The organism is Corallococcus sp. BB11-1, assembly GCF_026626625.1.
Classification (GTDB): Bacteria; Myxococcota; Myxococcia; order Myxococcales; family Myxococcaceae; genus Corallococcus; species Corallococcus soli.
Map to the genome: position 1 here is coordinate 480879 of NZ_JAPNJY010000001.1, position 26420 is coordinate 507298.

At 71.3% G+C, this 26420-nt stretch carries 19 protein-coding genes; 14 read left to right on the plus strand and 5 right to left on the minus strand.

The window, feature by feature from the left end; genetic code table 11:
* Positions 1-28 precede the first annotated feature (28 nt).
* From OV207_RS02115 to OV207_RS02125, 3 genes are all read left to right on the plus strand, one after another.
* Positions 29-898 carry a hypothetical protein gene (locus OV207_RS02115; protein ID WP_267552130.1) on the plus strand — a complete coding sequence of 290 codons (870 nt, stop codon included), beginning with the start codon at positions 29-31 and terminating at the stop codon, positions 896-898.
* Between the two features lie 30 nt (positions 899-928).
* A complete protein-coding gene (locus tag OV207_RS02120) occupies positions 929-2497 on the plus strand; it encodes a hypothetical protein (RefSeq protein WP_267552133.1) in 1569 nt (522 codons plus the stop codon).
* A 176-nt stretch (positions 2498-2673) separates the two neighbouring features.
* Positions 2674-4185: an ABC transporter substrate-binding protein gene (locus OV207_RS02125; protein ID WP_267552135.1), complete on the plus strand. Its 1512-nt coding sequence runs from the start codon at positions 2674-2676 to the stop codon at positions 4183-4185.
* A 177-nt stretch (positions 4186-4362) separates the two neighbouring features.
* On the opposite strand, the gene OV207_RS02130 is transcribed toward OV207_RS02125, so the two are convergent.
* A complete protein-coding gene (locus OV207_RS02130; protein ID WP_267552137.1) occupies positions 4363-5490 on the minus strand; it encodes a hypothetical protein in 1128 nt (375 codons plus the stop codon).
* Between the two features lie 266 nt (positions 5491-5756).
* Between OV207_RS02130 and OV207_RS02135 the strand changes: the two genes are divergently transcribed.
* From OV207_RS02135 to OV207_RS02155, 5 genes are read left to right on the plus strand one after another with little or no spacing between them, the layout of a single operon-like run.
* On the plus strand, positions 5757-6953 hold the full coding sequence (locus OV207_RS02135; RefSeq protein ID WP_267552139.1) for an HlyD family secretion protein: 1197 nt from the start codon (positions 5757-5759) through the stop codon (positions 6951-6953).
* Complete coding sequence (locus OV207_RS02140; protein WP_420715168.1) at positions 6953-7690, plus strand: ABC transporter ATP-binding protein; 738 nt, start codon at positions 6953-6955, stop codon at positions 7688-7690. The genes OV207_RS02135 and OV207_RS02140 overlap by 1 nt, the downstream gene beginning before the upstream one ends.
* Before the next feature lie 11 nt (positions 7691-7701).
* On the plus strand, positions 7702-10122 hold the full coding sequence (locus tag OV207_RS02145; RefSeq protein WP_267552143.1) for an ABC transporter permease: 2421 nt from the start codon (positions 7702-7704) through the stop codon (positions 10120-10122).
* Positions 10123-10153: 31 nt separating this feature from the next.
* Complete coding sequence (locus tag OV207_RS02150; RefSeq protein ID WP_267552145.1) at positions 10154-11575, plus strand: sigma-54-dependent transcriptional regulator; 1422 nt, start codon at positions 10154-10156, stop codon at positions 11573-11575.
* Positions 11572-12936: a sensor histidine kinase gene (locus OV207_RS02155; RefSeq protein ID WP_267552147.1), complete on the plus strand. Its 1365-nt coding sequence runs from the start codon at positions 11572-11574 to the stop codon at positions 12934-12936. Before OV207_RS02150 ends, OV207_RS02155 begins: the two co-directional genes overlap by 4 nt.
* Here the strand turns inward: OV207_RS02155 and OV207_RS02160 are convergent.
* The 3 genes from OV207_RS02160 to OV207_RS02170 all read right to left on the minus strand — a co-directional run bounded on the left by OV207_RS02160 (position 12905) and on the right by OV207_RS02170 (position 17670).
* Complete coding sequence (locus OV207_RS02160; RefSeq protein WP_267552149.1) at positions 12905-13468, minus strand: hypothetical protein; 564 nt, start codon at positions 13466-13468, stop codon at positions 12905-12907. The two genes, OV207_RS02155 and OV207_RS02160, sit on opposite strands and share 32 nt — an antisense overlap.
* Positions 13469-13616: 148 nt before the next feature.
* Positions 13617-14900 (minus strand): carboxypeptidase-like regulatory domain-containing protein, encoded by a 1284-nt coding sequence (locus tag OV207_RS02165; RefSeq protein ID WP_267552151.1) that lies wholly within the window; start codon positions 14898-14900, stop codon positions 13617-13619.
* 1 nt (position 14901) lies between these two features.
* Positions 14902-17670, minus strand: a complete 2769-nt coding sequence (locus OV207_RS02170; protein WP_267552153.1) for a TonB-dependent receptor domain-containing protein — start codon at positions 17668-17670, stop codon at positions 14902-14904.
* Positions 17671-18044: 374 nt separating this feature from the next.
* Between OV207_RS02170 and OV207_RS02175 the strand changes: the two genes are divergently transcribed.
* The 5 genes from OV207_RS02175 to OV207_RS02195 all read left to right on the plus strand — a co-directional run bounded on the left by OV207_RS02175 (position 18045) and on the right by OV207_RS02195 (position 22781).
* Entirely contained in the window at positions 18045-19154 is a 1110-nt protein-coding gene (locus OV207_RS02175; protein ID WP_267552156.1) for a GRAS family protein, read from the plus strand.
* Entirely contained in the window at positions 19151-19642 is a 492-nt protein-coding gene (locus tag OV207_RS02180) for a CinA family protein (protein ID WP_267552158.1), read from the plus strand. The genes OV207_RS02175 and OV207_RS02180 overlap by 4 nt, the downstream gene beginning before the upstream one ends.
* Positions 19643-19691: 49 nt before the next feature.
* Positions 19692-20117: an STAS/SEC14 domain-containing protein gene (locus OV207_RS02185; protein ID WP_267552160.1), complete on the plus strand. Its 426-nt coding sequence runs from the start codon at positions 19692-19694 to the stop codon at positions 20115-20117.
* A gap of 63 nt (positions 20118-20180) precedes the next feature.
* Positions 20181-21515, plus strand: coding sequence for an AHH domain-containing protein (locus OV207_RS02190; protein WP_267552161.1), 1335 nt, complete (start codon positions 20181-20183; stop codon positions 21513-21515).
* A gap of 48 nt (positions 21516-21563) precedes the next feature.
* Complete coding sequence (locus OV207_RS02195; protein WP_324291496.1) at positions 21564-22781, plus strand: imm11 family protein; 1218 nt, start codon at positions 21564-21566, stop codon at positions 22779-22781.
* Positions 22782-22785: 4 nt separating this feature from the next.
* Here the strand turns inward: OV207_RS02195 and OV207_RS02200 are convergent, their stop codons facing one another.
* Positions 22786-23415, minus strand: coding sequence for a hypothetical protein (locus tag OV207_RS02200; RefSeq protein WP_267552163.1), 630 nt, complete (start codon positions 23413-23415; stop codon positions 22786-22788).
* Between the two features lie 152 nt (positions 23416-23567).
* Between OV207_RS02200 and OV207_RS02205 the strand changes: the two genes are divergently transcribed.
* Positions 23568-26417 (plus strand): FG-GAP-like repeat-containing protein, encoded by a 2850-nt coding sequence (locus OV207_RS02205; RefSeq protein ID WP_267552164.1) that lies wholly within the window; start codon positions 23568-23570, stop codon positions 26415-26417.
* Positions 26418-26420 lie beyond the last annotated feature (3 nt).

Below are 26420 nucleotides of genomic sequence, written 5' to 3' on the forward strand. Positions count from 1 at the left end.
CTCCCGACCACGCAAGGGTCAGCTCGACATGTCCAGCCTCTGGTTCAACGTCCCCTTCCTGTATTGCCGCTTCCGGATGGTCATCGCGCATTCGACGCGCCGCCAGGGAAAGCCAGATTCAGCGGGGATGCGAAGTGAGTCGAGACACGCCGCGCAGGTGGTCATCTCGGGCTCATTCCGCCTTCAAGGCAGCCACAGTGTCCTGGGTGCGTACTTCCACGACACGAAAGCGGTGTACCGGGTCCAGGGGTGGATCAAGGACGCGGTGATCAACACCGGTCCGCAATTCCGACAGGAACTGCTGACCACGAAGGTCGTCTCTGGACTCACCACGCCGGGGACCGTCTCCCTGTCCATCAAGCCTGAGTTCGATCATCGGGCGACCTTGTCCGCGTTCGTTCTCGAAGAACACCGCATCAGGATGCAGGTCCATACCGTGCAGCGGCTCGCATCTCCGAACCTGAACGGCTCCACGGAAGAAGACACCGTGGACGTCTTCGATGCCCAGTTCACTGTCTGTGATGGGAAGGTCCCGGAAACACCCGGTGAGCTGCGCATCAATGAAAAAACAGATGGCGCCAGCGCGTACGTCCCCGACTGTCAACGGGACTGCGAGAAGCCAACGGTTTCCTGTGTCCTCCGCCTCACGCCCGGCATCCCGGCCTTTCGCATCGTGGATGACTCCGTGGAGCAGAACCCCATCCCGAACTGTCGCATCCGCGTCCGGGGCCCGGACGGCCGGGAGCAGGAGTTCAAAACCGACGCGCACGGCGAGGTCTTCATCCCCCGCACCGGCGACGAGGTCTACACCCTGCTCGGCGTCGTCCAGGACGAGGCCCCTCTTGCTGGCGCGCTCCTGGGTGAATGGACCGTCGAATCCATGCCGGACCTGCCCTGAACCTCCTTCCCGACCGACACCTCCAGACCCATGCCGAATCTTGAAACGCTGTTGAAGGACACGCTGCTGCTCACCGCCGCTCCCGACGCACCGTGGAAGTCCTACGGCGCGAGCCCGGGCACCCTGGAGGCCGCCGCGGCGGACCCGGGCACCCCGGGGCGCTGGAAGTGGTCCCACGACGTCCGCAAGCCCGGGCGCGTGAGCGGGGTGACCTACCACCTGCTCCGGACGCCCTGGTACGTCGAACAGACCCCTACCGTCCTGGAGGAGCTCCTCTGGCATCCCATCGAGGTGGGCTATCGCGGCCTGCCCCTGACGCTGGAGCTCACCAAGAAGTTCCTGGTGCGCAAATACGAGACCTCCAGTGGAACCGTCGCCGAGGGCCAATCCGCCTACTGGCTTCCCGCGGAGCTCGACCGGAGCATGCTGCTCGTCTTCGGCTTCCAGCTGAACCTGCGCGCGAAGTCCAAGACCTACTCGCTGGAGCCCATCCCCCTGGATGTGCTGGAGCAGGACGACTTCATGCCCAGGCCCGGCGCGAAGCCGCCCAAGGCTCCCGTCATGAAGGTGACGCGCACGGAGACCGGCACCCTCCAGCTCGTGCCCCTGCGGGTGCTGGTGTGCGCGGAGTTCGTCTGCTGCCAGGAGAGCACCGACTACGTGCCGGGCGCCAAGGCGCGCACGTCGCGGTTCCGGCCGCACCTGATGATCATGAGCAACCGTCCGTTGGAGAAGCTGGCCGCGAAGATCAGCATCCGCCGTCCCTCCATGTCCACCATGGCGCATGAGGGCCTGCCCCCCGCGGACGACGAGGATGGGATGTCGCACATGATGGCGACGGGGATGTGGTCGGACTCGAACTCGCCGGAGGTCGCCTGGGAGAAGATCTTCACCGTTTCGATTCCGCCGGTCTGGTCCTCCATCTTCTCCCGCTTCAAGACGAACCTCCCGGCGGGCGCGGGCTACCTGATGGCCTCGCCGGACGCCCCGGGAGGACCGGGCTTTCTCTCGCACCGCTGGAACGACGCGGCGGGACGGTACGAGCAGCATCAGGAGGAGCTGATGCCGGGCCAGGGATACTTCGACAACATCCACGTGGCGCCACCCATGCGCGCACCCAAGACCCTCCGCGACCTCTATCCGGACGCGAAGCTGCACCTGGACGAGATCGTCATGGCGCCCTTCTGCATCCATGACTGTCTTCACCAACACTGGCGCTGGTTGCCGGCGAAGGAGAAGTCCCTGCACGGTTGGGATGCGAAGGGTCCCTATACCGTCCCGGGGGCTCCGCACATCCCGCTGCATCAGCACCTGCGCGTGGAGGTGGAGTCTCCCCACGCGTATGCCTATTGCGTCCGCTCGGAACAGGTCCTGGAGCCGGGCCGCTGGGAGTACGTCCTGCACGAAGGACTGGCCTACGGCATCAACGCGAGCAACGACGCGATGGGCAAGCTGCTGCTGGGAGGTCGGGCGCTGCTCTCCCCGTGGCCCTCGGAGGCGCAGACGTCGTGGGCGATGTTCTACTGGGTGCTGCGCTACAGCCGCACCCGGGACCGGGCCGTCGAGCGGCTCCTGGAGGATGGGGCGCCCGTGCCCTGACGGGCGCGTCCCTCCCCTTCGTCCAGCCCGGACTCGACCTTCGCCACGCTGCTGGGAGCAAGGCTGGGCGAGGGGGTGAGCGGACCGGGGGACGCCTCCGGAAATGTCAGACCGACTTGGTATGAATCTCCCTGCGCGGCGCCCTTTAGGGCGTCGCCGAAAGGGTCGCCTACACAATGAATATGTCATTGATTCCTCTCGGGATTCTGGTCGGCATGGCAGGGGTCGGCTGCGGAGGGCTCGACGAGGCCGAGGCGGTGGATTCTTCCATGTCGCCGGACGCGACCTCCCAGGTCACCCAGGGCCTGATCACCCAGGTCACCGGCACCAGCCCGGTCACCTTCGTCACCACGTCGGGCAATGAGACGAAGCCCTACGACCAGTCCGCCACGTCGGTGGTGGCCTACATGCGGGACTCCGCGACCGGGGCGTTCACGGCCTATCCGGGCACGGGCTCCGCGGACGGCACCCTCTCCGTGCCGAACGTCCCCTCCGGCCGCATCTACCTGAAGCTGGGCTCGCGCTACCTGGTGAGCACCGGCCGCGCGTTCGACCTGGGCTCCACGGAGTGGGGCCGCGATGGCACCTTCGCCTCGCTGCCCACCCCCGTGACGGTGTCCGCCACCGGCCTGTCTCCCTGGCAGCAGGGGGACTACCTGGAAATGTATTCGCTGAACCCGGGCGCGTTCGGCTACATCCACGGCGGCGCCACGGGGTTCCCCCTGACGGGCGCCACGTCGCTCTCCGGGCTGAGCTTCAATTACGCCAACATGCTCAACCCGGTGCTGCTCGACAGCGGCCGCGGGGACGTGTTCTCGCTGGCGCAGATGCGGTTGCGGACGAGCGCGAATGGCGTGCCCTACCGCGCGATGCACAAGGTGCTCGACACGAGCATGACGCAGGTGGAGGGCCAGCCCGTCACCGTCAGCGGGACCTTCACCCAGCCCGTCGCGACAGGCACCTTCGCGGTGGACTGGAGGCGCTCGGCCTTCGAGGCCCTGCGCACCCAGGTGAACCCGGACGCGGTCAGCACGCACAGTGAGATCTGGATGTCCGCCCGGCCGGCCGCGCTGGGCTCGGCGCTCGCGTCCATCAGCGGGCAGCCACTGCTCGTGAAGCTCAATCCTGACACGCTGCGGACCGACCTCGTGACGGGGAGCATGACCTACAACAACCCGCTCCCGGCGACGTGGCAGAAGGTGGCGCTCGCCGCCGCGGGCTTCACGAAGAGCTACGCGCTGGGAACCGCGATGCCCTACGCCATGAGCGTGGACATCCGCGTGGATCAGGAGGCGAGCGCGTTCACCGCCGCGCCCGTGCAGCCCCTCGTCGGGCCGGTGCAGGCGCCCCTGGTGAACACGCGTGGCGCGTTCCAGAACCTCACGGGCGTGGGGGCCGACGCCTCGCTGCGCTGGTCGAAGCCGCTGGTCGGCACGGCCACGAACTACGTGGTGAACATCTACCGGCTGGGCACGAGCAACGGTTACACCACCGCGACGCGCGTGACGGCGCTGCACACGGACCTCCAGAGCGTGTACCTGCCCCCGGGCGTGCTGCAGGCGGGCCAGACGTACTTCGCGGAGATCCAGAGCTGGTACCAGCCCGGCTCTGACCTGGCGGCGAGCCCGTTCAAGCGCTCGCTGCCCCGAGGCCGCGCCAGCGTGCTCACCGGCATGTTCAGCCCGTAGTCGTTGGGTTGGCCGCGGCCAACGGGTGCGGTTGAAGAGGGGCCCGTCAGGACCCTTCTTCCGCTCACGCAGGACCACGCCCGATGGCCGCTCCTTCTAGGGATTGCAGGTGGTCCGGCCGGCCTTCACCCGACCGGGCCTCCTGCGCTTGCGGGTGCTCTTCCAGCGAAGGTCGCGTCAGAACACCGCCACGCCGGCGGTGAAGCTGAACAGGAAGCCGCCGTGCTGGGTGAGGTCCACGGCGGTCGCGGTGAGGAAGTCCTTCTGGCCGCCGTCGCGCATCCGCCAGTTGTCTTCACGCATCCGGAAGCCCCAGCCCACGCGCGTGCCCAGGTAGAGGGGGCCCAGCGAGCGGCGCACGCCCACGCCCACCGTCGCCACCGGGGTGAGCAGCATGTCCGCGTACCGTCGCTCGCCGCCGTTCACCTCCGACCAGGACTCCCCGCCGAAGTTGAAGCTCGTGCCCGCCTCCACGAAGGGGCTCGTGGGCACCTCACCCAGCGGATACAGCCGGACCAGGGGGCCCACGCGCACGCCCCACGCGCCCGCGCCGCCGCTCACGTTGAGCCCCAGCCACGGCTTCAGCCGGTACTCCACCTCGCCGCCGAAGACGCCCGACGGGCTGTTGAAGCCCAGCGACACGCCCAGGTCCAGCGTCGTCATGCCGGAGCGGAAGGAGCGCTTCACCGCCGCTTCGGACGCGTCGCGGCCCATCGAGTCCTGGCCCATGCTCCCTCCGGTCGGCGCGTCCACCGCCAGCGTCGAACCGGACGCACTCCGTGACTCCAGCGCGGCGGGCACCTCCTCCTGCGTCGCGGGCGCGAAGTCGCTGGTGGGGCGCTCTTCCGAGGGCGCGGACGTCGGCACCTCCTGACTCGCGGCGCCCAGCTTCTCGGCCTCCGCGAGCACGGACTGCGCCATCACCACCGCGCCCTTGTCGCTCAGGCTGGGATTGACGAAGTCATACGCCAGCGTCTTGGTGCGCACCGGCTGCGAGGTCGTCTGCAATTGATACGTCAGCCGGTACTTCTCCCCCGCGCGCGTCACCTTCGCGGTGACGTTCACGTCGGATGCGCCCTCGTGCTGTGGATCCATCAGGATGGACTCCGACCCTGCAGCCTTCACCGCCTCCGCGATGCCATACCGCGTCTTCGCCGCCACGGTGCCCGCGCTCAATCCAGGGGCGTCCACCTCGCTGCCCACGTCGATGAGCTGGAAGTAGACGGGGTCGGCCAGGGAAGACAGGGGCAGAAGGGTGGCGGCCAGCAGCATGCTGGTACGCACCCGGAGAGCGGTGGGGCGCATGGGAGGGTTCTCGAAGTGTGTGGGAGATGAATCGGGGAACCAGACGGCCAGGCACTGTTTCTATTCACCCCCAGCGGACTCTTCGCGCGTGTCCGTTCCTGGGACGCGCCTTTCGCGCAAGCGGTCAGCGCGGGCCCGGCGCCCCGCGCGAGCTTCCTGATTCCGGGGGCTTGTCCCCACCGGATGCACTGGCACGCGTCTGGCTATGTCCCGGCTTCGTGGACATCCCGAAGGCACGCCCCCCGCGCCGCAAACCCTTTCTCCTGGTGGGACTGGGCCTCGCCGTGCTCGTGGCGGTGACGGTGGGGCTGGCCCGGCTGCGGCCCGCCGCGCCCACGGTGGAGCGGGCCTCGGTGTGGCTGGACACGGTGAAGCGCGGCCCGCTGGTGCGTCAGGTGAAGGGCGCCGGCACGCTGGTGCCAGAATCCATCCGCTGGCTCACCGCCGACACCGCCGGCCGCGTGGAGCGCATCCTCGTGCGCCCCGGCGCCACCGTCACGAAGGGCACGCTCCTGATGGAGCTGTCCAACCCGGACGTGCAGCTCCAGGCGCTGGAGGCCGAACGCCAGCTGGCGAGCGCGGAGGGAGACTTCCTGGAGCTGCGCGAGGTGCTCCAGACGCAGCGGCTGTCCCAGCAGGCCACCGTGGCCACGCTCACCGCCGAGTCCGCCGACGCGGACCGCCGCGCCCAGGCGAACACCGCCCTGTTCGCGAAGGCCTTCGTCGGCGACCTGGAGGCGCGGCAGGCCCGGGAGAAGGCGGAGGAGGCCCGCCAGCGTCTGGAGTTGGAGCGCCAGCGATTGGACGTCATGGCCCAGAGCCTGCGCCAGCGGCTGGCCTCCCAGCAGGAGCAGGTGGAGCGCCTGAAGGCAGTGGCCCGCTTCCGCCGCCAGCAGGTGGAGTCCATGAAGGTGCTCGCGGGCGAGGACGGCGTGCTCCAGGAGCTGCCCCTGGAACTGGGCCAGTGGGTGACGCCCGGCGTGCTGCTGGCCAAGGTGGTGAAGCCGGAGCGGCTGAAGGCGGAGCTGCGGATCGCGGAGACGCAGGCGCGCGACATCCTGCCGGGCCTCAAGGCTCGGGTGGACACGCGCAACGGCGTCGTCGAAGGCACCGTGGCCCGCGTCGCGCCCGCGGCCAGTCAGGGCACGGTGCGCGTGGAGATAGCCCTGCCGGACGCGCTGCCGAAGGGCGCCCGGCCGGACCTCACCGTGGAGGGCACGGTGGAGCTGGAGCGGCTGGACGACGTGCTGTCCGTGGGCCGCCCCGCCGGGGCGCAGGCGGAGAGCACGCTGGCGCTCTTCCGGCTGCTGCCCGGAGGGGATGAGGCGGTGCGCATCCCGGTGAAGCTGGGCCGGGGCTCGGTGAACGCCGTGGAGGTGGTGCAGGGGCTGGCCGAAGGCGACCAGGTGGTGCTGTCGGACATGACCGCATGGGATGCGGTGGAGCGCGTGAGGCTGCGATGATGACGACGATGACGAACGACAGCGAGGCCCGCGCGCCGGTGGCGGTGCCGGGCAAGGCCCTGCTCCAACTGGACGGGCTCACCAAGGTGTTCGAGACGGAGGAGGTGGAGACGCACGCCCTGTCCAACATCCACCTCACCATCCGCCAGAACGAATGGGTGGCCATCGTGGGCCCGTCGGGCTCCGGCAAGTCCACGCTGCTGGCGGTGCTGGGGTTGCTCGACACCGCCACGCGGGGCAGCTACCTGCTGGATGGCCGCGGCGTGCTGGAGCTGTCGCCCGCGGACCGCGCGAAGGTGCGCAACCAGCACATCGGCTTCATCTTCCAGAGCTTCAACCTCATCGGCGACCTCACCGTCTTCGAGAACGTGGAGCTGCCGCTCACCTACCGGGGGCTGCCCGCCCAGGAGCGCAAGCAGCGCGTGGAGCGGGCCCTGGAGCGCGTGGGCATGGCGCACCGGGCGCGGCACCTGCCGGGCCAGCTCTCCGGCGGTCAGCAGCAGCGCGTGGCGGTGGCGCGGGCCGTGGCCGGGGACCCGCTCATCCTCCTGGCCGACGAGCCCACGGGCAACCTGGACTCGAAGAACGGCGAGGCGGTGATGCAACTGCTGGCGGACCTGCACAAGGCGGGCTCCACGCTGTGCATGGTGACGCACGACCCGGCGCAGGCGCGCATCGCCACGCGCACGGTGAGCCTCTTCGACGGTCGCGTCGTGCAGGACGAACAGCTGCGTTGAGGGGGATGCCCATGGAACGCCTGCTCAATGACCTGCGCTACGCCCTGCGCTCCCTGCGCAACGCCCCCGGCTTCGCGGTGGTGGCGGTGCTGACGCTGGCGCTGGGCATCGGCGCGAACAGCGCGGTGTTCAGCGTGGTGAAGGGCGTGCTGCTGACGCCGCCGCCCTTCCCCCACCCCGAGCAGTTGGTGCACCTGGCGCCCGACTTCGACGCCTTCGGCCTGAAGGCGGTGTCCAACTCGGTGCCGGAGTACCGGGACTTCACCACGAACGCGCGGGCCTTCGCGTCGCTGTCGGCCTTCCGGCGCGGCGATGTGACGCTCACCGGCCAGGAGTCCCCCCGCCGCTTCCACGTCGTCGTGGGGACCGCCTCACTCCTGCCCACGCTGGGCGTCGCGCCGGTGCTCGGGCGCGGCTTCACGGAGGAGGAGGAGACGCCGGGGCGGGACAAGGTCGTCATCCTCACGGACGCCGTCTGGCGCGCGCACTTCGCGAAGGACCCCGGGGTGCTGGGGCGCTCGCTGCGGCTCGACGGCGAGGCGCACGCCGTGGTGGGCGTGCTGCCGCCCGGCGTGGCCTACCCGGAGGACACGGAGCTGTACCTGCCGTTCGCGCCCACGCCGGAGCAGGCGGCGGAGTCCAAGCGGGGCAACCGCTCCCTGTCCATCCTGGCGCGGCTCAAGCCCGGCGTGACGCTGGACGCGGCGCGAGCGGACCTGCGGCGCGTGGGCGCGGAGCGCACGCCGGACCTGGTGGACCAGTACCGGCAGGCGGGCTGGTCCATGGGGGTGAAGTCGCTGGAGGAGCAGGTGGTGGGCGGGGTGCGGGAGACGCTGTGGCTCCTCTGGGCCTCGGTGGGCTTCGTGTTGCTGGTGGCGTGCTCCAGCGTGGCCAACCTGCTGCTCGCGCGGGCGGTGGCCAGGAGCCGCGAGGTGTCCATCCGCGCGGCGCTGGGGGCGGGGCGCGGACGGCTGGTGGCGCAGTTCCTCACGGAGAGCGTGGTGCTGTCGGTGGTGGCGGGCGCGCTGGGCCTGCTGCTGGCGATGTGGGGCACGGACGCGCTGGTGGCGGTGGTGGGGGAGGGGCTGCCCCGGGCCCACGAGGTGCGGCTGGACCTGCCCTCCGTGCTCTTCACCCTGGCCGTGTCGGTGCTCACGGGCGTCATCTTCGGGCTGGTGCCCGCGCTCCAGGCCAGCCGCACGGACCTGAACGCGGCGATGCGCGAGGGCTCGCGGAGCACCGGCGGCCACCGCGCGGGCCGGCTGCGTTCGGCGCTGGTGGTGGCCCAGGTGTCGCTCGCGCTGGTGTTGCTGGTGGGCGCGGGCCTCTTCGTGAGGAGCTTCCTCGCGCTCCGGCGCGTGGACGCGGGCTTCGTCTCCGAAGGCGTGCTCACCGGCCAGCTGGCGCTGCCCGGGGTGGCGTACCCGGACAAGGCCCGGCAGGCGGCCTTCCAGCAGGCGCTGGTGTCGCGGCTCCAGGCGCTGCCCGGCGTGGAGGCCGCGGGGCTCACCAACGTCCTGCCGTTGGGGGGCGCCATGGACCACAGCTTCGACATCGAGGGGCGCCCGCGGCTGCCGGGGGAGCTGTGGAAGGCGGTGGAGATGCGCGCCGTCACCCCGGGCTACCTGCGCGCGCTGCGGGTCCAGCTCAAGCAGGGACGGCTGCTGGAGGACCGGGACGGCGCGGACGCGCCCTGGGCGGTGGTCATCAACCAGTCCTGCGCGAACATCTTCTGGCCGAAGGGGGACGCGCTGGGCCACCGGATGAGGCTGCACGGCCCGGACAACCAGTGGGCCACCGTGGTGGGCGTGGTGGACGACCTGCGCGAGTGGGGGCTGGACGTGCCGGCGCGCCCCGCCGCGTACTACGCCCTGCCGCAGCTGCCCTCCGTGCACCTGGGCATGGCGGTGCGCGTGAAGTCCGGAGACCCGGAGGCGCTGCGCGTCGCGGTGGAGTCGGAGCTGCGCGCGGTGGACGCGGACCTGCCGCTGTTCGACGTCTCGCCCCTGTCGCGGCGGATGGACGACGCCATTGGCGCCCGGCGGCTGTCGGCGCTGCTGCTGGGGCTGTTCGCGGGGGGCGCGCTGCTGCTCGCGGCGCTGGGCCTGTCGGGCGTCATCGCCTTCTCCGTGGCGCAGCGCACGCGGGAGCTGGGCATCCGCATGGCGCTGGGCGCGGCGCGGGGGGACGTGCTCCGGTTGGTGCTGGGGCAGGGCCTGCGGCTGTCGCTGGCGGGCGTGGGCGTGGGGCTCGTCCTGTCCGTGGCGCTGACGCGGCTGCTGGGCTCGCTGCTGTATGGCGTGTCGGTGGACGACCCGTGGACCTTCGGGGGCGTGGCGCTGCTGCTCACCGGGGTGGCGCTGGGCGCGTCCTGGCTGCCGGCCCGGCGGGCCACGCGCGTGGACCCCATCATCGCGCTGCGCGCTGACTGACCCCTCCTGGTTTCTGGCACAGTCCCCACCCGTGGCGTCCCCCGTGTCCGACCCCTCTTCTCCCAGCACTCCGCGCCCCACCCGCATCCTCGTGGCCGACGACCAGCCGGACGTGCTGGAGGCGCTGCGGCTGCTGCTCAAGCGCGACGGCCACACGGTGGTGAGCGCCCAGTCCCCGGCGGGCGTGCTCGCCACGCTGGACGCGGAGGACGTGGAGCTGGTGCTGATGGACCTCAACTACGCGCGCGACACCACGTCCGGGCGCGAGGGCCTGGACCTGCTCGGCCAGCTTCGCGCGCGGGACGCCCTGCTGCCCGTGGTGGTGATGACCGCGTGGGGCAGCGTGGAGGGCGCGGTGGAGGCCATGCGCGCGGGGGCGCGCGACTACGTGCAGAAGCCCTGGGACAACACGCGCCTGCTGGCCACGCTGCGCACGCAGCTGGAGCTGGCCCGCGCGCTGCGCCGCACCCGGCGGCTGGAGGGGGAGAACCAGCACCTGCGCCGTGAGCAGGGCGGACGCTCCCCGCTGGTGGGCGAGTCGCGCGCCATGCTGCCGGTGCGCCGGCTCATCGAACGCGTGGCGCCGTCCGCCGCGCCCGTGCTCGTCACCGGCGAGCACGGCACCGGCAAGGAGGTGGTGGCGCGCCTGCTCCACGCGGCCAGCCCCCGCGCGGACCGCCCCTTCGTCGCGGTGAACTCCGGCGGCCTGTCGGAGGGCGTCTTCGAGAGCGAGCTGTTCGGCCATGTGAAGGGCGCCTTCACCGACGCGAAGACCGACCGCATCGGCTGCTTCGAGCTGGCGGACGGCGGCACGCTCTTCCTGGATGAGATTGGCAACATGCCGCTCGCCCAGCAGGCGAAGCTGCTGCGCGTCCTCCAGACGGGGGAGCTGCACCCGGTGGGCTCGTCGCGCACGCGCAAGGTGGACGTGCGCGTGGTGAGCGCCACCAACGTGGACCTGGGGCGCGCGGTGACGGAGGGACGCTTCCGCGAGGACCTGCTCTACCGGCTCAACACGGTGGAGGTGCAGCTGCCGCCCCTGCGCGAGCGGCGCGAGGACATCCCGCTGCTCGCCGCGCACTTCCTCGCGGCCCTGGGCCAGCGCTACGGCCGCCCCGGCGTGCACCTGTCGCCGGACGCGCTGGAGGCCCTGCTCGCCTACCCGTGGCCCGGCAACGTGCGCGAGCTGGAGCACGCGGTGGAGCGGTCGCTCCTGATGGCGGCGGGGGACCGGGTGGAGGCGGAGGACCTGCTGCTCAAGCGCACGGGGCCGGGCGGCGGAGGCGCCACGCGCCTGGAGGAGATGACGCTGGAGGAGGTGGAGCGCTACCTCATCGAACGCGCGCTGGGCCGGCAGGATGGCAACGTGAGCGAGGCGGCCAGGGCCCTGGGCCTGTCGCGCAGCGCGCTCTACCGGCGCCTCCAGTACTACGGCATCAAGGGCGCGCGTTGAGGCTCCGGCCAGAGCCCGGGCCGAAGCCCTGGCCGCACGACCTGCGCGTCGTGGGGCTCGCGGTGCTCGCGGGCCTGCCCGCCGTCGTCGTGTCGCTGGCGCTGCTGTGGACGGGGGACTTCAGCGCCAAGGTGCGGTGGACCCTGGCCGTCCTGGTGCTGGGCGTCCCCGCCTGCCTGTGTCTGGCATTGCGCGAGCGCGTGGTGCGGCCCCTGCACACGGTGGCGGGCCTGCTGGCCGCGCTGCGGGAGGGGGACTACTCCGTGCGCGGCCGGGGCGGGCGCGCGGGCGACGCGCTGGGGGAGGTGCTGCTGGAGGTCAACGCGCTGGGGGACACGCTGCGCGAACAGCGGCTGGGCGCGATGGAGGCGGGCGCCCTGCTCGCGCAGGTGATGGAGGCCATCGACGTGGCGGTGCTGGCCTTCGACGACGAGGGCACGCTGAAGCTGGTGAACCGCGCGGGCGTCCAGCTGGTGGGCCTGCCGCGCGCGGGGCTGGTGGGCCAGCGGGCGGAGGCGCTGGGGTGGCAGGAGTTGCTGGAGGGCCCCGCGCCGCGCCGCCTGACGCGGGCCTTCGCCAGGGAGGGCGGCCCCTACGAGCTGTGGCGGGGCACGTTCCGCGAGGGCGGCCGGCCGCACCAGCTGGTGGTGCTCACCGACCTGGGTCTGGCATTGCGCGAGGAGGAGCGCGAGGCCTGGCGCCGGCTGGTGCGCGTGCTCAGCCACGAAATCAACAACTCCCTCACGCCCATCCAATCCATCGCGGACGCGCTCCGGGACACGGTGGCCCAGGTGCCCCGCCCCGCGGACTGGGAGGAGGACACGCGGCACGGGCTGGGCATCATCGCCCGCCGGGCCGAAGCCCTGGCGCGCTTCATGTCCGCCCACGCGCGGCTGGCGCGCCTGCCCCCGCCCGCGCAGGGCCGCGTGGAGGTGGAGGCCTGGGTGCGGCGCGTGGTGGCGCTGGAGCCGCGCCGTCCCGTGGCGGTGCGCCCCGGCCCCGCGCTCACGGTGCCCGGGGATGGGGACCAGCTGGAGCAGGTGCTCATCAACCTGGTGCGCAACGCGGTGGACGCCGTCCTTTCGGACGCCGGAGGGCCGGGCGGTGTCTGGGTTTCGTGGGCGGTACACGCGCCGGGCGCGGTGGAGGTCTGGGTGGAGGACGAAGGCCCGGGCCTGTCCGACACCGCGAACCTCTTCGTGCCCTTCTTCACCACCAAGCCCCAGGGCAGTGGCATCGGGCTGGCGCTCAGCCGGCAGATCGCGGAGGCCCACGGCGGAAGTCTGCGATTGGAGAACCGCACCGACGGGCGCGGCTGCCGCGCGCGGCTCAAGCTCCCGCTGGACGCTCCGCGCGCGTGACGGGCAGGGACCTGACGGGCTCGGAGGTCGCCTCGGAGGCCCTGGGCGGGAGGGCCTCCGGGTCGTCCCTGGCGATCCACTGGTAGAGCAGCGCGTTGGCGGCCCAGAAGAACAGCGCGCTGAAGCTCACGTAGACCAGCCGGGAGCCGGGCCACACCTGGAACGGGTGGTGGAACACCTCCGCCGCCAGGAAGCCCCCCAGCCACTGTCCCAGCCAGCACAGCGCGGTGGACCACAGCACCCGCTGCCAGCGGGGCATCCGCGCGGGCCGGAACCAGCGGGTGTTCAGGGCCCACAGCGCCACCACCGCGCCGCTCCACAGCCCCAGGCTGATGACGGAGAACCAGCCGTGCGAGGACTCCGGATACACCCAGCCCCAGTCCCCGTTCATCCACCGGAAGGCCACGTTCTGGGACAGCTCCAGCAACCAGAAGCACGGGACCAGCAAGAGCAACTGCGCCAGCAACACCCGTCGCACCACGTCCGCCAGGCCCCTGAGGAGCTGCCCGTACGTCCAGGTCAGCGCAATCATTGGTCCCTCCTCGGGCGCGGGTGGGCTCTGTGCCCCATGTCTTGAACGGGGCTGCCATTATTTCTTGATTTATCCGGTTGAAAGGGCCTGCTGGGTTTTGTCTGGCACAAGCAATCCCCTGGGGTTGCATGGTCAGACACGGCAACCGCTATTCAAAGACGGACAATTCCCCGAGCGAGAGGAGCGCCCCAGGGGTGGTGCCACCGCTATATTCCAACAGTTCCACGGAGAGCCTGACGTAGCGGGTGGGCTCTGCGTCGGCGAGGGGCAGCTCGGTGAAGACAGGCGTCTGGTTCCCCAGGTGGATGGGGGAATCCCCGTAGGGCGAGTCCGTTTCGGTGAGGTCGCGGTAATAGCTGTACAGGAAGTAGTTCTGGGTCTGGGTGAAGGAATCCAGCTCCCGCAGCACCGTGCGGCTGAGCACCTTCCAGTGCTCACCATCCAGGCTGCCCTCCAGGACGAGCCACTCCTTGCCCTCGTAGCTGTCCGCGTGGCGCAGGCCGCGCACCACCGCGTGGCGGGGACGGGTGGGCTGGGGCAGCGTGAAGACGAGCCCGTACACGGGCGGGTCGGTCCTGGGGTTGGCCACGGGCACGGACTCGAGCCGTCCGTCCGTCCAGGGACAGACCTCCGGGAAGAGCGGCGCGCACGTCGCGCCCCGGCTGGCGGGGCGCAGGGAGCCCGGGGGGAGGGGCTCGTGGGCGGTGCGCCACTCCACCCGGAAGTCCACGCCGCTGGGCTCTCCGCCCAAGGGAGAGAACCCCCAGTTGCCCACGCTGACGGCGCGCAGCTGCACCTGGGGCGCGGCGAAGTCCTCCAGCACGTAGGGGGACGGCGTCCAGGGTGACGTCGTGCCCGTCCACCGCCACAGCAGCTGCCCCTCGGAGGTCAGCCACAGCAGGGTGGCGGGCGGCGAGGGGAACACGAGCCTGGGGACGGTGTCCTCCGGGCCGATGACCTGCGGGAGGCTCGCCGTCTCCGGCACCTCCAGCGGCGGGGGCGGGGGCGGGAAGGCCACGGCGGGGCCCTGGGGTCCTGCCTCCACGCGCGGGTGGGCGTCCCAGGGCTGGAGCGTGGGCAGCTCCACGTCGTCCTGGATGTAGAACAGGGCGAACATGCCCCGCCCGCTCGCGTCCTGCGGCAGCGTCACGCGCAGCCGGGACTGCTGCTCGTCATCGCGCCAGTGCACCGCGTCGCCGGAGAGCAGCTCGAAGGTGAACTCCCCGCTGGCATCGGTGGTGGCGGTGCTCAGGGGGGCGAAGACGCCGTCGGTCCGGCGCTCCAGGGTCAGCGGCTCGCCGGCCAGCGGCGCGCCGTCCAGCTGGCGCACGCGGCCGTACGCGAAGATGGGGTCTTCGGGGTAGCGCTCGCAGCCGGCGTGGGTGAGGGCCAGCAGTCCCAGGCCCAGGATGGTGAGGGGTGCGTGGCGCATGTCAGTAGGTCGCCTTGAGGCCGAACAGCGGGAGGATGACGGGAATCTGGACGGGCTTGCGCACGGGGTAGAGGCCCGGCTCGTTCAGGACGCCTTCGGAGAAGTGCTCGTAGGCGATGACCTCCTGCTGCGCGGAGAGGTTGAGCACGTCGAGCGACGCATCCAGCGTGAAGTCCTCGTAGGCCCACGACTTCGCGATGCGCGCGTCCACGCGGAAGAACGGCGCCAGCCGGCTGGCGCGGTCCAGGTCCTGTCGCACCCAACGCCCCTCGCCGTCGGCGTCCGTCACCCAGCGCTGCGTCTGGGAGGTGATCTGCCCCGACTCCGGCCGGCCGGTGTTGAAGTGCACCACCGTGCCCACCGTCCAGTTGTTGCCGAACTTGTAGCTGAGCGCGGCGTTGAAGACGTGCGCCTGTTCGAAGGCGAAGGGCAGGCTGCCCTCCACCGTCTCCAGCACGCGGTTGTCCTCGCCGTAGCGGCTGAAGCGCGTCTTCCGCTTGCTCTGCAGGAAGCTGTAGGACACCCAGCCGAACCAGTTGTTGCCCAGCGGGTGGCGCGCCATCAGGTCCAGGCCGTAGGCGTAGCCGGTGGTGGCGGGGTCCTGGCCCAGGCTGCCCCGGCGCCGGCGGTTCTCCGCCACGTCCACCAGGTCGAACTCCACCGCGCGCGACAGCGGGTTGAAGTACGCGTCCGCGCTCAGCTCCAGCCCGTCCATGGCCTTCCACTCCGCGCCCACGTCGAACTGCGCGCCGGACTGGAGGCCGTAGCGCAGGCTGGCGGTGTCCACGGCGGGCAGGTGCAGGAGCACCGTGGGCGGCTGGTGGAAGAGGCCCGCGCCGCCCTTGAGCGTGAGGGTGTCCGTCAGCGTGTGGCGCACCGACAGGCGCGGCTCCACCGCGGTGAACGTCATGCCCGGCACCAGGTGGTACGCGTCCACGCGCAGGCCCGGTGACACCACCCACCGCTCCGCGGGCCTCCAGGTGACGCCCGCATACGCGCCGGAGAAGGTGGCGATGGCGGAGGGCCGCTTGAGCGGATCCGCGTCGTCGGACGGGCGCCAGCCCGGGGGCCGCGCGGTGCCGGTGAGGGTGGTGGCGGAGCGGCGGTTCTCCACGTCCGCGCCCACCGCCAGCTCCAGCGAGTCGGTGAACGCCCGTCGCCAGCCGGCGCGCGCGGAGAGGCTCGTCTGCGAAAGGCCGTACTCGCCCACGGACTGGCGCACGAGCGCGCCGCCGACGCGGTTCGTCCGCTCGCCGGTGAGGCCCAGGCCGTCCCAGCCCAGCGTGAGGCCGACCTCGCCCTCGCCGCCCGCCAGCGGGTGCGTGCCGCGCAGGTCGATGCGGTGGAAGCGCGACGTGACGCCGCCGCCCTCGGAGCGCTCCACCTCCTCGGGGGAGAGGCCCACGTCGTCGGAGCTGCCCAGCGCGAACAGGCGCAGGCGGCCCTGGCCCACCTTCTGCTCGATGCGCGCCTGGTAGTCCCAGAAGCCCGCGCGCACCTGCGACGCCTCCGGGCGGTTGAGCGCGTTGGCGGTGAGGGAGATGAGCAGCGCGGAGTAGCTGAAGCGGCCGGCCACGCTGACGCTGGTGCCGGTGGATTCGAAGGGCTGCTCGATGAAGCCGCCCGCGTTGAGCAGGTCCGCGTACGCGGTGAAGTGCAGCCGGTCCTCGCGCGGACGGCTGAGGCGCCCCTCCACCGCGCCGCCCAGCACGCGGCCGTACTGCACCGGCGGCGTGCCCGGGTAGAAGTCCACGGTGTCGATGAAGTCCGGGTGCACCACCGCGGGCCCGAGCAGCAGGTGGTACAGCATCGGGATGCGCACGCCGTCCAGGAAGAAGCCGGTGGCGGCCGGCTGGCTGCCGCGCACCACCGGGTAGCTGATGCCTGACGCGAGGCTGCCCACGCCCGGCATCAGCATCACCACGCGGAAGGGGTCGCCCAGCGTGCCGGGCACTTCGCGCAGCTCCTGCTCGTGCAGGCTGATGCGGGTGACCTCCGTGCGCGGGCGCTCGTCGCGCACCACGGTTTCATACGGGTTCACCTCGCGCGGCTGGAGTCGGTAGACGACCTGGAGCGTCTGGCCGGCCTCCAGCTTCTCCTCGAACGTCGTCGTCGCGTGGCCCGGCGCGCGGACCTCCACGCGGTGCGCGCCGGGCGTCACGTCCAGCGTGAAGAGGCCGCGCGGGTCGGTGGTGCCGGCGGGCGCCTGGGCGCCATCCAGGAAGAGGGCCGCGTCGGCCAGCGGCTTGCGGGTGCCTCGCGCGCGCACCTCGCCGGTGAGGCGCGTGGTGGAGGCGGGGACCCGCACGGGCGGCGTGAAGCGGTAGAGGAAGGGCAGGCGCACCGCCACGGGGAGGCCGCCCAGCGTGGCCGGGGTGAAGCGCAGGCCCGGGGCGGCGGCGAGCGCCGCGTCGGTGAGGCTCGGCTCGGCGCCGGCGCGCACCACCTTCGCCTCCGCGACGCGGCCCTCCACGTCCACCAGCAGCTCCAGCTCCACCTCTCCGGCGGTGCCCTCCAGGCCCTCGGGCCACGCGGCGGGCGCGTCCGCGGTGAGCGTGGGGGGCACCAGCGCGGTGTCGCCCGCGTCGGGGGAGAGCCCCAGGCGGACGGCGTCCTCGGCGGACAGGCCCTGACCGCCGTCGGTCGCCTGGAGGTCCACCTCCACCGTGCGCGGCTCGCTGGTGGCGGAGGGGACGCCCTGGGCGGCCCCTGCCGTTCCCCAGAGCAGGAGGAGGGCTGGAAGCAGTCGCAGGAGACGGGGGAGGAACATGGAGGACCGCCTCAACACCGGAGCTCCTCGAAGCTGTCACCGCGGACATTCATGGGATTGCACCCGGAGTGGGGAAACATCCCCCGGCCGTGGGTCAAGGGTGGGCCGTCAACGTCATACGGTTCGGGCGGGCGATTCCGGCAACGAAAATGCGCGCGAGCGCAACGGGCCCCGGGGGCTGGAAGTGTCCGAGGCCGGGCGCGCCTGCCATTGCCCCCGCTTCGCGCCAGTCCCCCCGCGAGGCCGGGCGGGATGTGCACGCGCGCACTGCGGGATGCGTCCACGGTGCGTGCCCCTGGAGGGAAGCAGAGGGAGGTCGTTACAGTTTTTCATGTCGAGCGGAAGCCACGGCCAGGGCTTCCCGGGGAGGGCGCATGCGCACGCCGAAGGATGAACTGCTGCTCCAGGCGATGGATCATGCGTTGTCGGCGCGGGCGATGGAGGCGGTGGAGACGCTGGCGGCGCTGTACCGGCTCCTGGACGTGGAGCGGGTGCCGGAGGATGAGAACTACGGCGTGTTCGCCACGGCGCTGACGCGGAGGTTGGAGGGGGCGGCGGGGGCGCTGCACCCGTACCGGGCGTCGGAGGTGGATGGGGGCGCCAGGCAGATTGATTTGTTCCGCCAGTTGATGAAGCACCTGCCGCTGGCGTCGGCGGCGGACGCGGTGGCGAACACGCTGCTCGCGGGGTTCCTGCGCGGCCACGACGAGGCGACGTTGCTGGACGTGGGCATCGGGCAGGGACGGCAGGAGTGCAACCTGCTGCGCGCGCTGGCGAAGGCGGGCGCGCTGCCCCGGCACCTGGCGGTGGTGGGCGTGGACCCCAGCGGTGCCAGCCTGCGCGAGGCGCAAGGCGCGGTGACGGCGGTGGCGGAGGAGGTGGGGCTGTCATTGGAGTTCGCGGGGTTGGAGTCGCCGGTGGAGGACCTGGACGCGGCGGTGTGGTCCGCGTTGCGAGGGGTGCGCCGGCCGCTGGTGGTGAACGCGGCGTTCGCGCTGCACCACGTGGTGGACGGCCCGGCCGGGGCCCGCGAGCCGCGCGACACGGTGCTGGGGAGGCTGGCGTCGCTGGGGCCGGTGGGGGTGGTGTTGTGCGAGCCCAACGTGGACCACCACCGGGCCCCGGCGCGCGAGCGGCTGGCCAATGCGTGGCAGCACTTCTCCCGCGTGTTCCAGTTGCTGGATACGCTGGAGGTGCCGAAGGAGGAGCGTCGCGCCATCAAGCGGTTCTTCGGCCGGGAGGTGGACGACATCGTGGGCATGGTGAACGAGTCGGAGCGGTGCGAGCGCCACGAGACGGCGCTCGTCTGGTGGGAGCGGCTGCGCAAGGCGGGCTTCATGCCCAGGCGTGGGATGGACGCGGTGTGTCCGCCGGGCGTGCACCCGGCGGTGGCGCTGCGCGCGGAGGAGGGCACGGTGGGCATCGCGTTCCGCGACGAGGTGCTGGTGGCGGTGCTGGCGGCGGTGCCCCGGGAGGGCGCGTGAGCGACCTGGAGGGACTGGCGCCCAGGGTCATCGCGCGCTGCCGGGAGTTGAAGCTGCGGCTGGTGCTGGCGGAGGCGTGCACGGGAGGGCTCATCACGGCGGCGCTGACGGACGTGCCGGGGGCGTCCGCGGTGGTGGAGCGCGCCTTCGTGCCGTACTCGAACGAGTCGAAGGGGGAGCAGCTGGGGGTGCCGCTGGCGCTGCTGCGGGAGCACGGCTCGGTGAGCGCGCAGGCGGTGGGCGCGATGGTGGAGGGCGCGCTGCAGCGCTCGTGGGCGGACTGGGGCGTGGCGGAGACGGGCATCGCCGGGCCGGGGGGCGGGACGGAGGCGAAGCCGGTGGGGCTGGTGTTCGTGGCGGTGCAGCGGCGGGGGAGCCCCGCGGTGGTGGAGCGCCATCTGTTCACGGGGGACCGTCGGGCGGTGCGTCAGGCCGCGTCGGCCAGGGGCCTGGCCCTCCTTCTGGAGCAGCTCACCGTGGAGTCCTGAATCCTTGGCTCGTCCCGCGGGACGTTGGTGGAAGCGGGCTGGATGGGTGATGAAGTCCACACGAAGGGAGCGCCAGATGTATCGAATCGACGTGAATCGCGCTGAGTCCATCGTGAGCTTCGCGCTGGAGGGCTACATCCGGCTGGAGGAGATGCAGCGGTTCGTGGTGGAGCTGAAGGCGGCGACGGACACGGTGGCGGGGCAGGCCATCAAGATTGAAGCGGACCTGCGCATGTTCCGGCCGGCGTCGCCGGAGGCCGCGGACCTCATCCGCCGGGTGCAGGAGTACGGCCTGCGCTCCGGGGTGACGCGGGTGGCGGAGCTGGTGCAGAACCAGATCGTCGCGCTGCAGCTCAACCGGGTGGCCTCTGGGAGCGGCACGGACAAGATCCTCCGCCGCTTCTGGCAGGAGTCCGCGGCGAGGGCGTGGCTGCTGCACGGAGACGCGGAGCTGGGCGTGGCGCTCCAGGGCTGAGCGTCGCCATACTCCGGGGCTCCGCGCTTGAGGACAGGGGCGCGGACCCTGGGGACGTGGGTGATGTCGCGCTGGGCAGCCGTGCTGTTGTGGGTGGTGTGCGCGACGGGGTGCGCGACGTCGCGGACGTGGCGGTTGGACACGGGCGAAGGGCAGGCCCGGGAGTACACGCCACGCAAGGCGACGGCGCCGGTGGCGCTGGACGGCGAGCCCTTCAAGGAGGCTGTCCGGACGCTGGCCCCCGGTGCGCCGGTGACGGCGCGTCCCCGGTGGGAAGCGCTCCGGTTGCTGAAGCCCGAGGCCCGCCGTGCGCGAGCGTCCCTGGGGCTCGTCACGCTGGAGGACCCCAGGCGGGGCCGCGTGCGGGTGGCGGACGCACCGGAGCGCGGCACCGCGCCGGAGGAGGCCTACGGGCGCTGGTGCGTGCGCAAGAGGCTGGGTGGGGACTGCCTGCACCTCTTGGAGGAGGGGGCAGGGCTGGACGAGGAGGGCAAGCGGACGCTGGCCTTCCGCATCGCGTTGGACTCGGTGTGGGAGGAGACGGCGAGCGCGCTGGAGGGGATGACGGACCCGGAGTCGATGGTGACGCTGCTGGCGACGACGGGAGCGGTGTACCTGGGGCTGTGGCTGGTGCCGGAGCCGCTGTTGTCCAAGGGCATCGCGGCGGTGCTGACGGCGGGGCTGATTGCGTACCTGGGCTGGGACACGGTGTGGAGCCTCATCCAGGGGTGGAGGCTGCTCTCGGAGCGGGTGAGGGAGGCGGAGGACTTCGAGGGCATCCGGGAGGCAGGGGAGCAGTACGGGGAGGTGATGGGGAAGCAGGCGGCGAGGGCCTTCGTGATGCTGACGATGGCGGCGCTGGGCGGCACGGCGCAGACGCTGGCGGCGAGGATGCCGACGCTGCCGGGAGCGGCGCAGGCGGCGCTGGTGGGAGCGGAGCAGGGAGGCTTCAGTCTCGCGGCGGTGGGACAGGTGAGCGCGGTGGCCGTGTCGTCGAGCGGCACGGTGACGATTGAATTGGCACCGGGCGCGGTGGCGATGGCGGCGCGGGGGCCGACGTCAGGGGCGCTGGAGGTCCACGAGCACCACATCGCCACGAACAAGTGGTGGGAAGCCACGCACAACGGTGGGCCGTGGTCGCCCCAGTTCCAGGAACTGTTCGACCGGGCCGGGATGTCCTTGGATGATCCGGCGAACCGGGTCTTCATTCGAGGCCACAAGGGGCCTCATCCCAAGGCGTATCATCAGGAGGTCCTGCGGCGATTGAGGCAAGCAATGGGCCGCTGCCGAAGCACGGCTCAGTGTAGAGAGGTGCTGACCTCAAGGCTCAAGCAACTGGCTTCGGAGCTCAAGACCGACGGTACGCAGCTCCACAAGTGGATTACCCGGACCGAGTGACGCGAGGATTCTGGCATGGCGGGGCGGTACTTCGACCTTCACGATGACATGGGTGACCAGGGAGGCTGGTACCTGTCTGCTCCAAGGAATCCCCAGGGACGTGAGGTGGATGATCCCTGGCAGTTCACGGACGGCTGCCCCGTGCGCGTCGAGGAACGACTCCGGTTCCCCATCTATCATCCGGGAAGACCGCTCGAATTCTCCCTGGCAGGTGTCGGTGCCACTCCCGTAGTGCATCATCGAGTGGCGAACATCTTCACGGAGTTGGCGCCTGACGACGTGCAGGTCATCCCAGTTGATGTCGATGGACAGTCGGAGCCGTATTGCATCCTCGTCGCGACGCGGAGCATCCGCTGCATTGATGAAGAGCAGTCGGCAGAGGTCCAGTACTTCCAACCGGAAGATGCGCAGCCGGAGAAGCTCGGTACGTACCGGGCTGTCTCCGGTATGCGCATCGACCCGACCAAGGTGGGCGACGCGAAGGTGTTCCGCACCTGGGGATGGTCCATCGCGCTCATCGTCTCCGAGGACATCAAGGACGCCTTGGAGCGCGCGGGCGTCACGGGGGTGAAGTTCGAGGAAGTCACTGGCCCCAGCGCCGTCACCCCTGAGGAACGCGAGCGCAGTCTCAAGCTCCGGGCACTCTTCGAGCGGACGGAGACAGCCCGCGAGGCCTTCTGGCGCACCCTGGGGACGCTGGACGAAGAGGCCATCATCCCCATTGTCGTCGGAGGAGGCTGGCCCGCCCGTCGTCAGGTCTGGCGCGTCATCCGCCGCCCGGAAGGCCGCACCCTCTTCGTGACGGACGGCCTGTCCGACTTCTACGTGGCCCGTGAGGAGCCCTCGGTGGGTTTCGGCCTGGAACTCGCGCTGGAGACGGACGAACCCGTCGCGGACGTGGCGACCTGCTGGCAGCAACTGATTCTGGAGCACATCGGCAACGAGCTCGTGGAGCACGAAGGCGTGCGCGAGAAGGTGAGGACGGGCTTCCTCTCCATGGAGGTGGACGGGCAGCGGATGCCCGAGACGCTCCTGACGAAGGACGGCCGGGTGGGCGTGCTGCTGGGCATGGAGACCCCCAGCCTCCCCAGCCACTTCACGATGCCCGACGGAGAAGTCCGGCTCGTCACCGTCAAGGCGCTGATGCCCGCGGAGCTCGCGTACCTGCTGGAGCACGGCCGACAAGGCCGCGAAGAACTCATGCGCCGCTTCAACGAGCACGGCCCCGGCCACCTGTCCCGCGCCTGGCGTCAGCCCGTGGTGTGACGCCTCACCCGCCGATCCCCACCGCGAGCAGCAATGCGAGCGCCGCGTACAGCGGCACGTTGAGCGCGAGCGTGAGCCGGTTGATGCGCCGGAAGCGCTCCTGCTCCGCGTCCGCGAACCACACCCCGTCCTCGCCGGTGGTGCGTCCCTCGACAGCCTGGTGGAACAACGCCGCGTAGGCCACCTCCACCACCAGGCTCACCAGCACCAGCCCCACGAGCGCCAGCGCCCACACGTCGCGCCCATCCAGCGCCCCCGCCCACTTCTCCCCCGTGTACACGAGCCCCGCTCCCACGAGCGCGATGCACCCCAGGTCATGCCCCACGCCGTACGGCGGTCGCCAGTTGCGCGACACATAGAGCATGTAGAGCTCCGCCGCCCCGCGCAGCCACATGGACACCGCGAAGGCTCCCAGCACGATGCGGGCCTCGCCGGGCACCGCTGGATCCATGGCCACCAGCGGACACACCAGGAACCAGAGGAAGACCGCGTAGAGGAGCCACGCCAGCTTGGGCCCGGAGATGCGCCCACCCCGTGCCCCCCGGGCGTTCTGCCGGTGCCGGAAGAACGCCGCCGCGCTCGCGACCGCGAGCAGGAACACCACCAACAACACACGCGTCGAAGCGGAGAGCATCAGGGGGAACACAGCCGGGGCAGGGGAGGGAGCGAGCGGGACGTCGTTAAGAGCTACGACTCCACGCATGGGTGGCGGATGCAAGCCCCGAGGGGATTGGACACCCGGAGGCGGGCACGGCACGCTCCGCGCGTGTCCCGGGACGGTCAATCATGAGTGCGGATGTGGCGGTGACGCCGGCCCTCGCGGCCACGCGTGTGCAGTGGGGCGGCTGGGTCTTCCCCCGGTGGAACGACCCGCGGCTGCCCTTCGCGGCGCTGCTCACGCTCTACGGCGTGCTGGGCTTCACCTTCTTCGGCTTCAACCGCAGCCCCGGGCAGATGGCCTTCCTGGTCGTCTCCGGGACGCTGCTGGACGCGGCGCTGGGCTGGGTGCTGAAGCGCCAGAAGGTGGTGCCGCTCTCCGCGTACATCTCCTGCTGCTCGCTGGCGCTGCTGCTCAACTACTCGCACGCCAGCACGCTGCTGTGGCTGCCGGTGTGGCTGGCCATTGGCTCCAAGTACCTGCTGACCTTCCAGGGGCGGCACGTCTTCAACCCGTCGATGTTCGCGGTGGCGGTGTCGCTGCTCGTCACGCGCGAGCTCATCACGGCCGCGCCCGCCTACCAGTGGGCCAACGGCGAGGTGGCGCTGTCGGCCTTCATCGTGATGGCGGCGCTGGTGCTGTTCTTCTTCCGCGTGGGGCGGGGCTGGCTGGTGGTGAGCTTCCTCGGCTTCTACGCGCTCCAGACGGCGCTCCGGGCCTTCATCCTGCGCCACCACCTGCCGCCGGAGGTGCTGTTCCTGGGCACGCTGGGCGCGCCCTCGTTCTTCATCTTCGTCTTCTACATGCTCACCGACCCGGCCACGTCGCCCGGGACGCGCAAGGCCCAGGTGCTGCTCGCGCTGGCCATCACGCTCGTGGACCTGGTGCTGCACCTGAAGGAGAGCGTCTACACGTTCTTCTACGCGGCGCTCACCGTGGCCACCACGCGCTTCGTGTTCATGCACGCCCGGGCCGCCTGGCGCGCCGGAGGCCGTGAGTCCCTGCGCCGGCTCCTGTCGCCGGACGTGCTCCGGCGCGTGGGCGTGGTGGGAGGACTGGGAGCGGTGCTGGCCCTGGGGCACACGGTGATGGCCGCGCCCGGTGCGCGCTCGGCGCCGCTCACGTTCCAACTGGACGCGCAGGACGTCGCGAAGGCGGGCCTGTCCTCCACGATGGGGAACACGCTGGAGGAGCTGGATGCGCGCGTGGCCCACGTGGCCAAGTGGCTGGTCGCGGTGGGCGACGCGGTGGCCACCGGCGACTTCGACGGGGACGGGCGGCTGGACCTGTTCCTCACGCATCCGCTGGGCACGCCGGAGCACCACGCGGGGCTGTACCGCAACCTGGGCGGCCTGCGCTTCGAGCGCGTCCAGGTGCCCGCGCTGGAGCGCTTCGCCACCCGTTACAAGGAAGAGGGGCTGGCGGGCGGCGGCACCTTCGTGGACTGGGACGGCGACGGTGACCTGGACCTCGCGGTGGCGGTGGCCTTCGGGCCGGTGCGCCTGCTGCGCAACACGCTGAAGCAGACGGGCACCGCGGGCTTCGAGGACGCGACGGAGGCCGCGGGCGTGACGGACCACGCGGTCAGCCTGGGGCTCACGTTCCTGGACTACGACCGGGACGGGCACCTGGACCTGCTGGTGCTCAACGCGATGACGACGCACCTGCCGGACTACCCGACGCCCACGCCGCTCAACCTCTTCCAGCTCCCCGCGCCCGAGTATGCGGGCGACCGGCGGATGCTGCGCTTCATGCACGACGGCTGGCATGACGCGAACAACGGCGGGAAGAACGCGCTCTACCGGGGCAGGGGGGACGGCACGTTCGAGAAGCAGGACGTGGACGCGCTGGGCCTGTCCCAGACGCACTGGTCGCTCGCGGTGAGCACGGTGGACCTGAACCACGACGGGTGGACGGACCTCTACGTGGCCAACGACTTCGGGCCGGACGACGTCTACCTCAACGAGGGCGGGCGCCACTTCCGCCGCCTGGTGGGCCCCCGCTTCGGGGAGATTGGCCGCGACACCTACAAGGGCATGAACGCGAGCGTGGCGGACTTCGACCGCAACGGCTGGTTGGACGTGTACGTGTCCAACGTGCACCACTCGCTCCAGGCGGAGGGCAGCCTGCTGTGGATGGTGGGGCCGGGGACGGACGCCTTCGTGCCATCGTTCAAGGACGAGGCCACCTTTCGGGGCGCCCTCAACGAGCGGCGCTTCGGCTGGGGCGCGGCGGCGGGGGACCTGGACGCGGATGGATGGCCGGACCTGGTGCAGGCCAACGGCATGGTGGACGCGCGCCTGGACGCGCTGAAGTGGCGCATCCCGGACGGGCAGCGCAACGACTACTGGTACGTGAACCACAAGCTGATGCAGTCGGGTCCGGAGGTGCACACGTACGCGGACAAGTGGGGCGACATCCGGGGCCGCGTGCTCTACCCGAACGAGGCGCGCCGCGTGTACCTCAACCTGGGCGACGCGCGGCCGGGGCACTTCGTGGACGTGGCGCGGGAGGTGGGCATCGAAGCGCCGGACAACTCGCGCGGCGTGCTGATGGCGGACCTGGACGACGATGGGGACCTGGACGTGCTCATCACCAACCAGCACGCGCCGGTGTCGCTGTACCGCAACACGCTGCGCGCGAGCGCCACGGAGGCGAAGCCAGAGGCCCACTTCGTGGGGCTGTCGCTCGTGGGGGACGGTCAGCGCACGCACCGGAGCGCGGTGGGCACGCGCGTGGTCCTCTCCTACGAGGAGCAAGGCCGGCGGGTGGAGCAGGTGCGCGAGGTGGGGCTGATGGGGGGCTTCTCCGCGTCGGCGGATCCGCGACTGCACTTCGGCCTGGGCCGTCACACGGGGCCGGTGAAGGCGACGGTCCACTGGTATGGCGCCGAGCCGCAGGAGGTGACGCTGGAGGTGGACCGCTACCAGGAGGTGCGCCAGCCGCCTGCCCCCACGGCGCGACGGGGAGGACGCTGACGC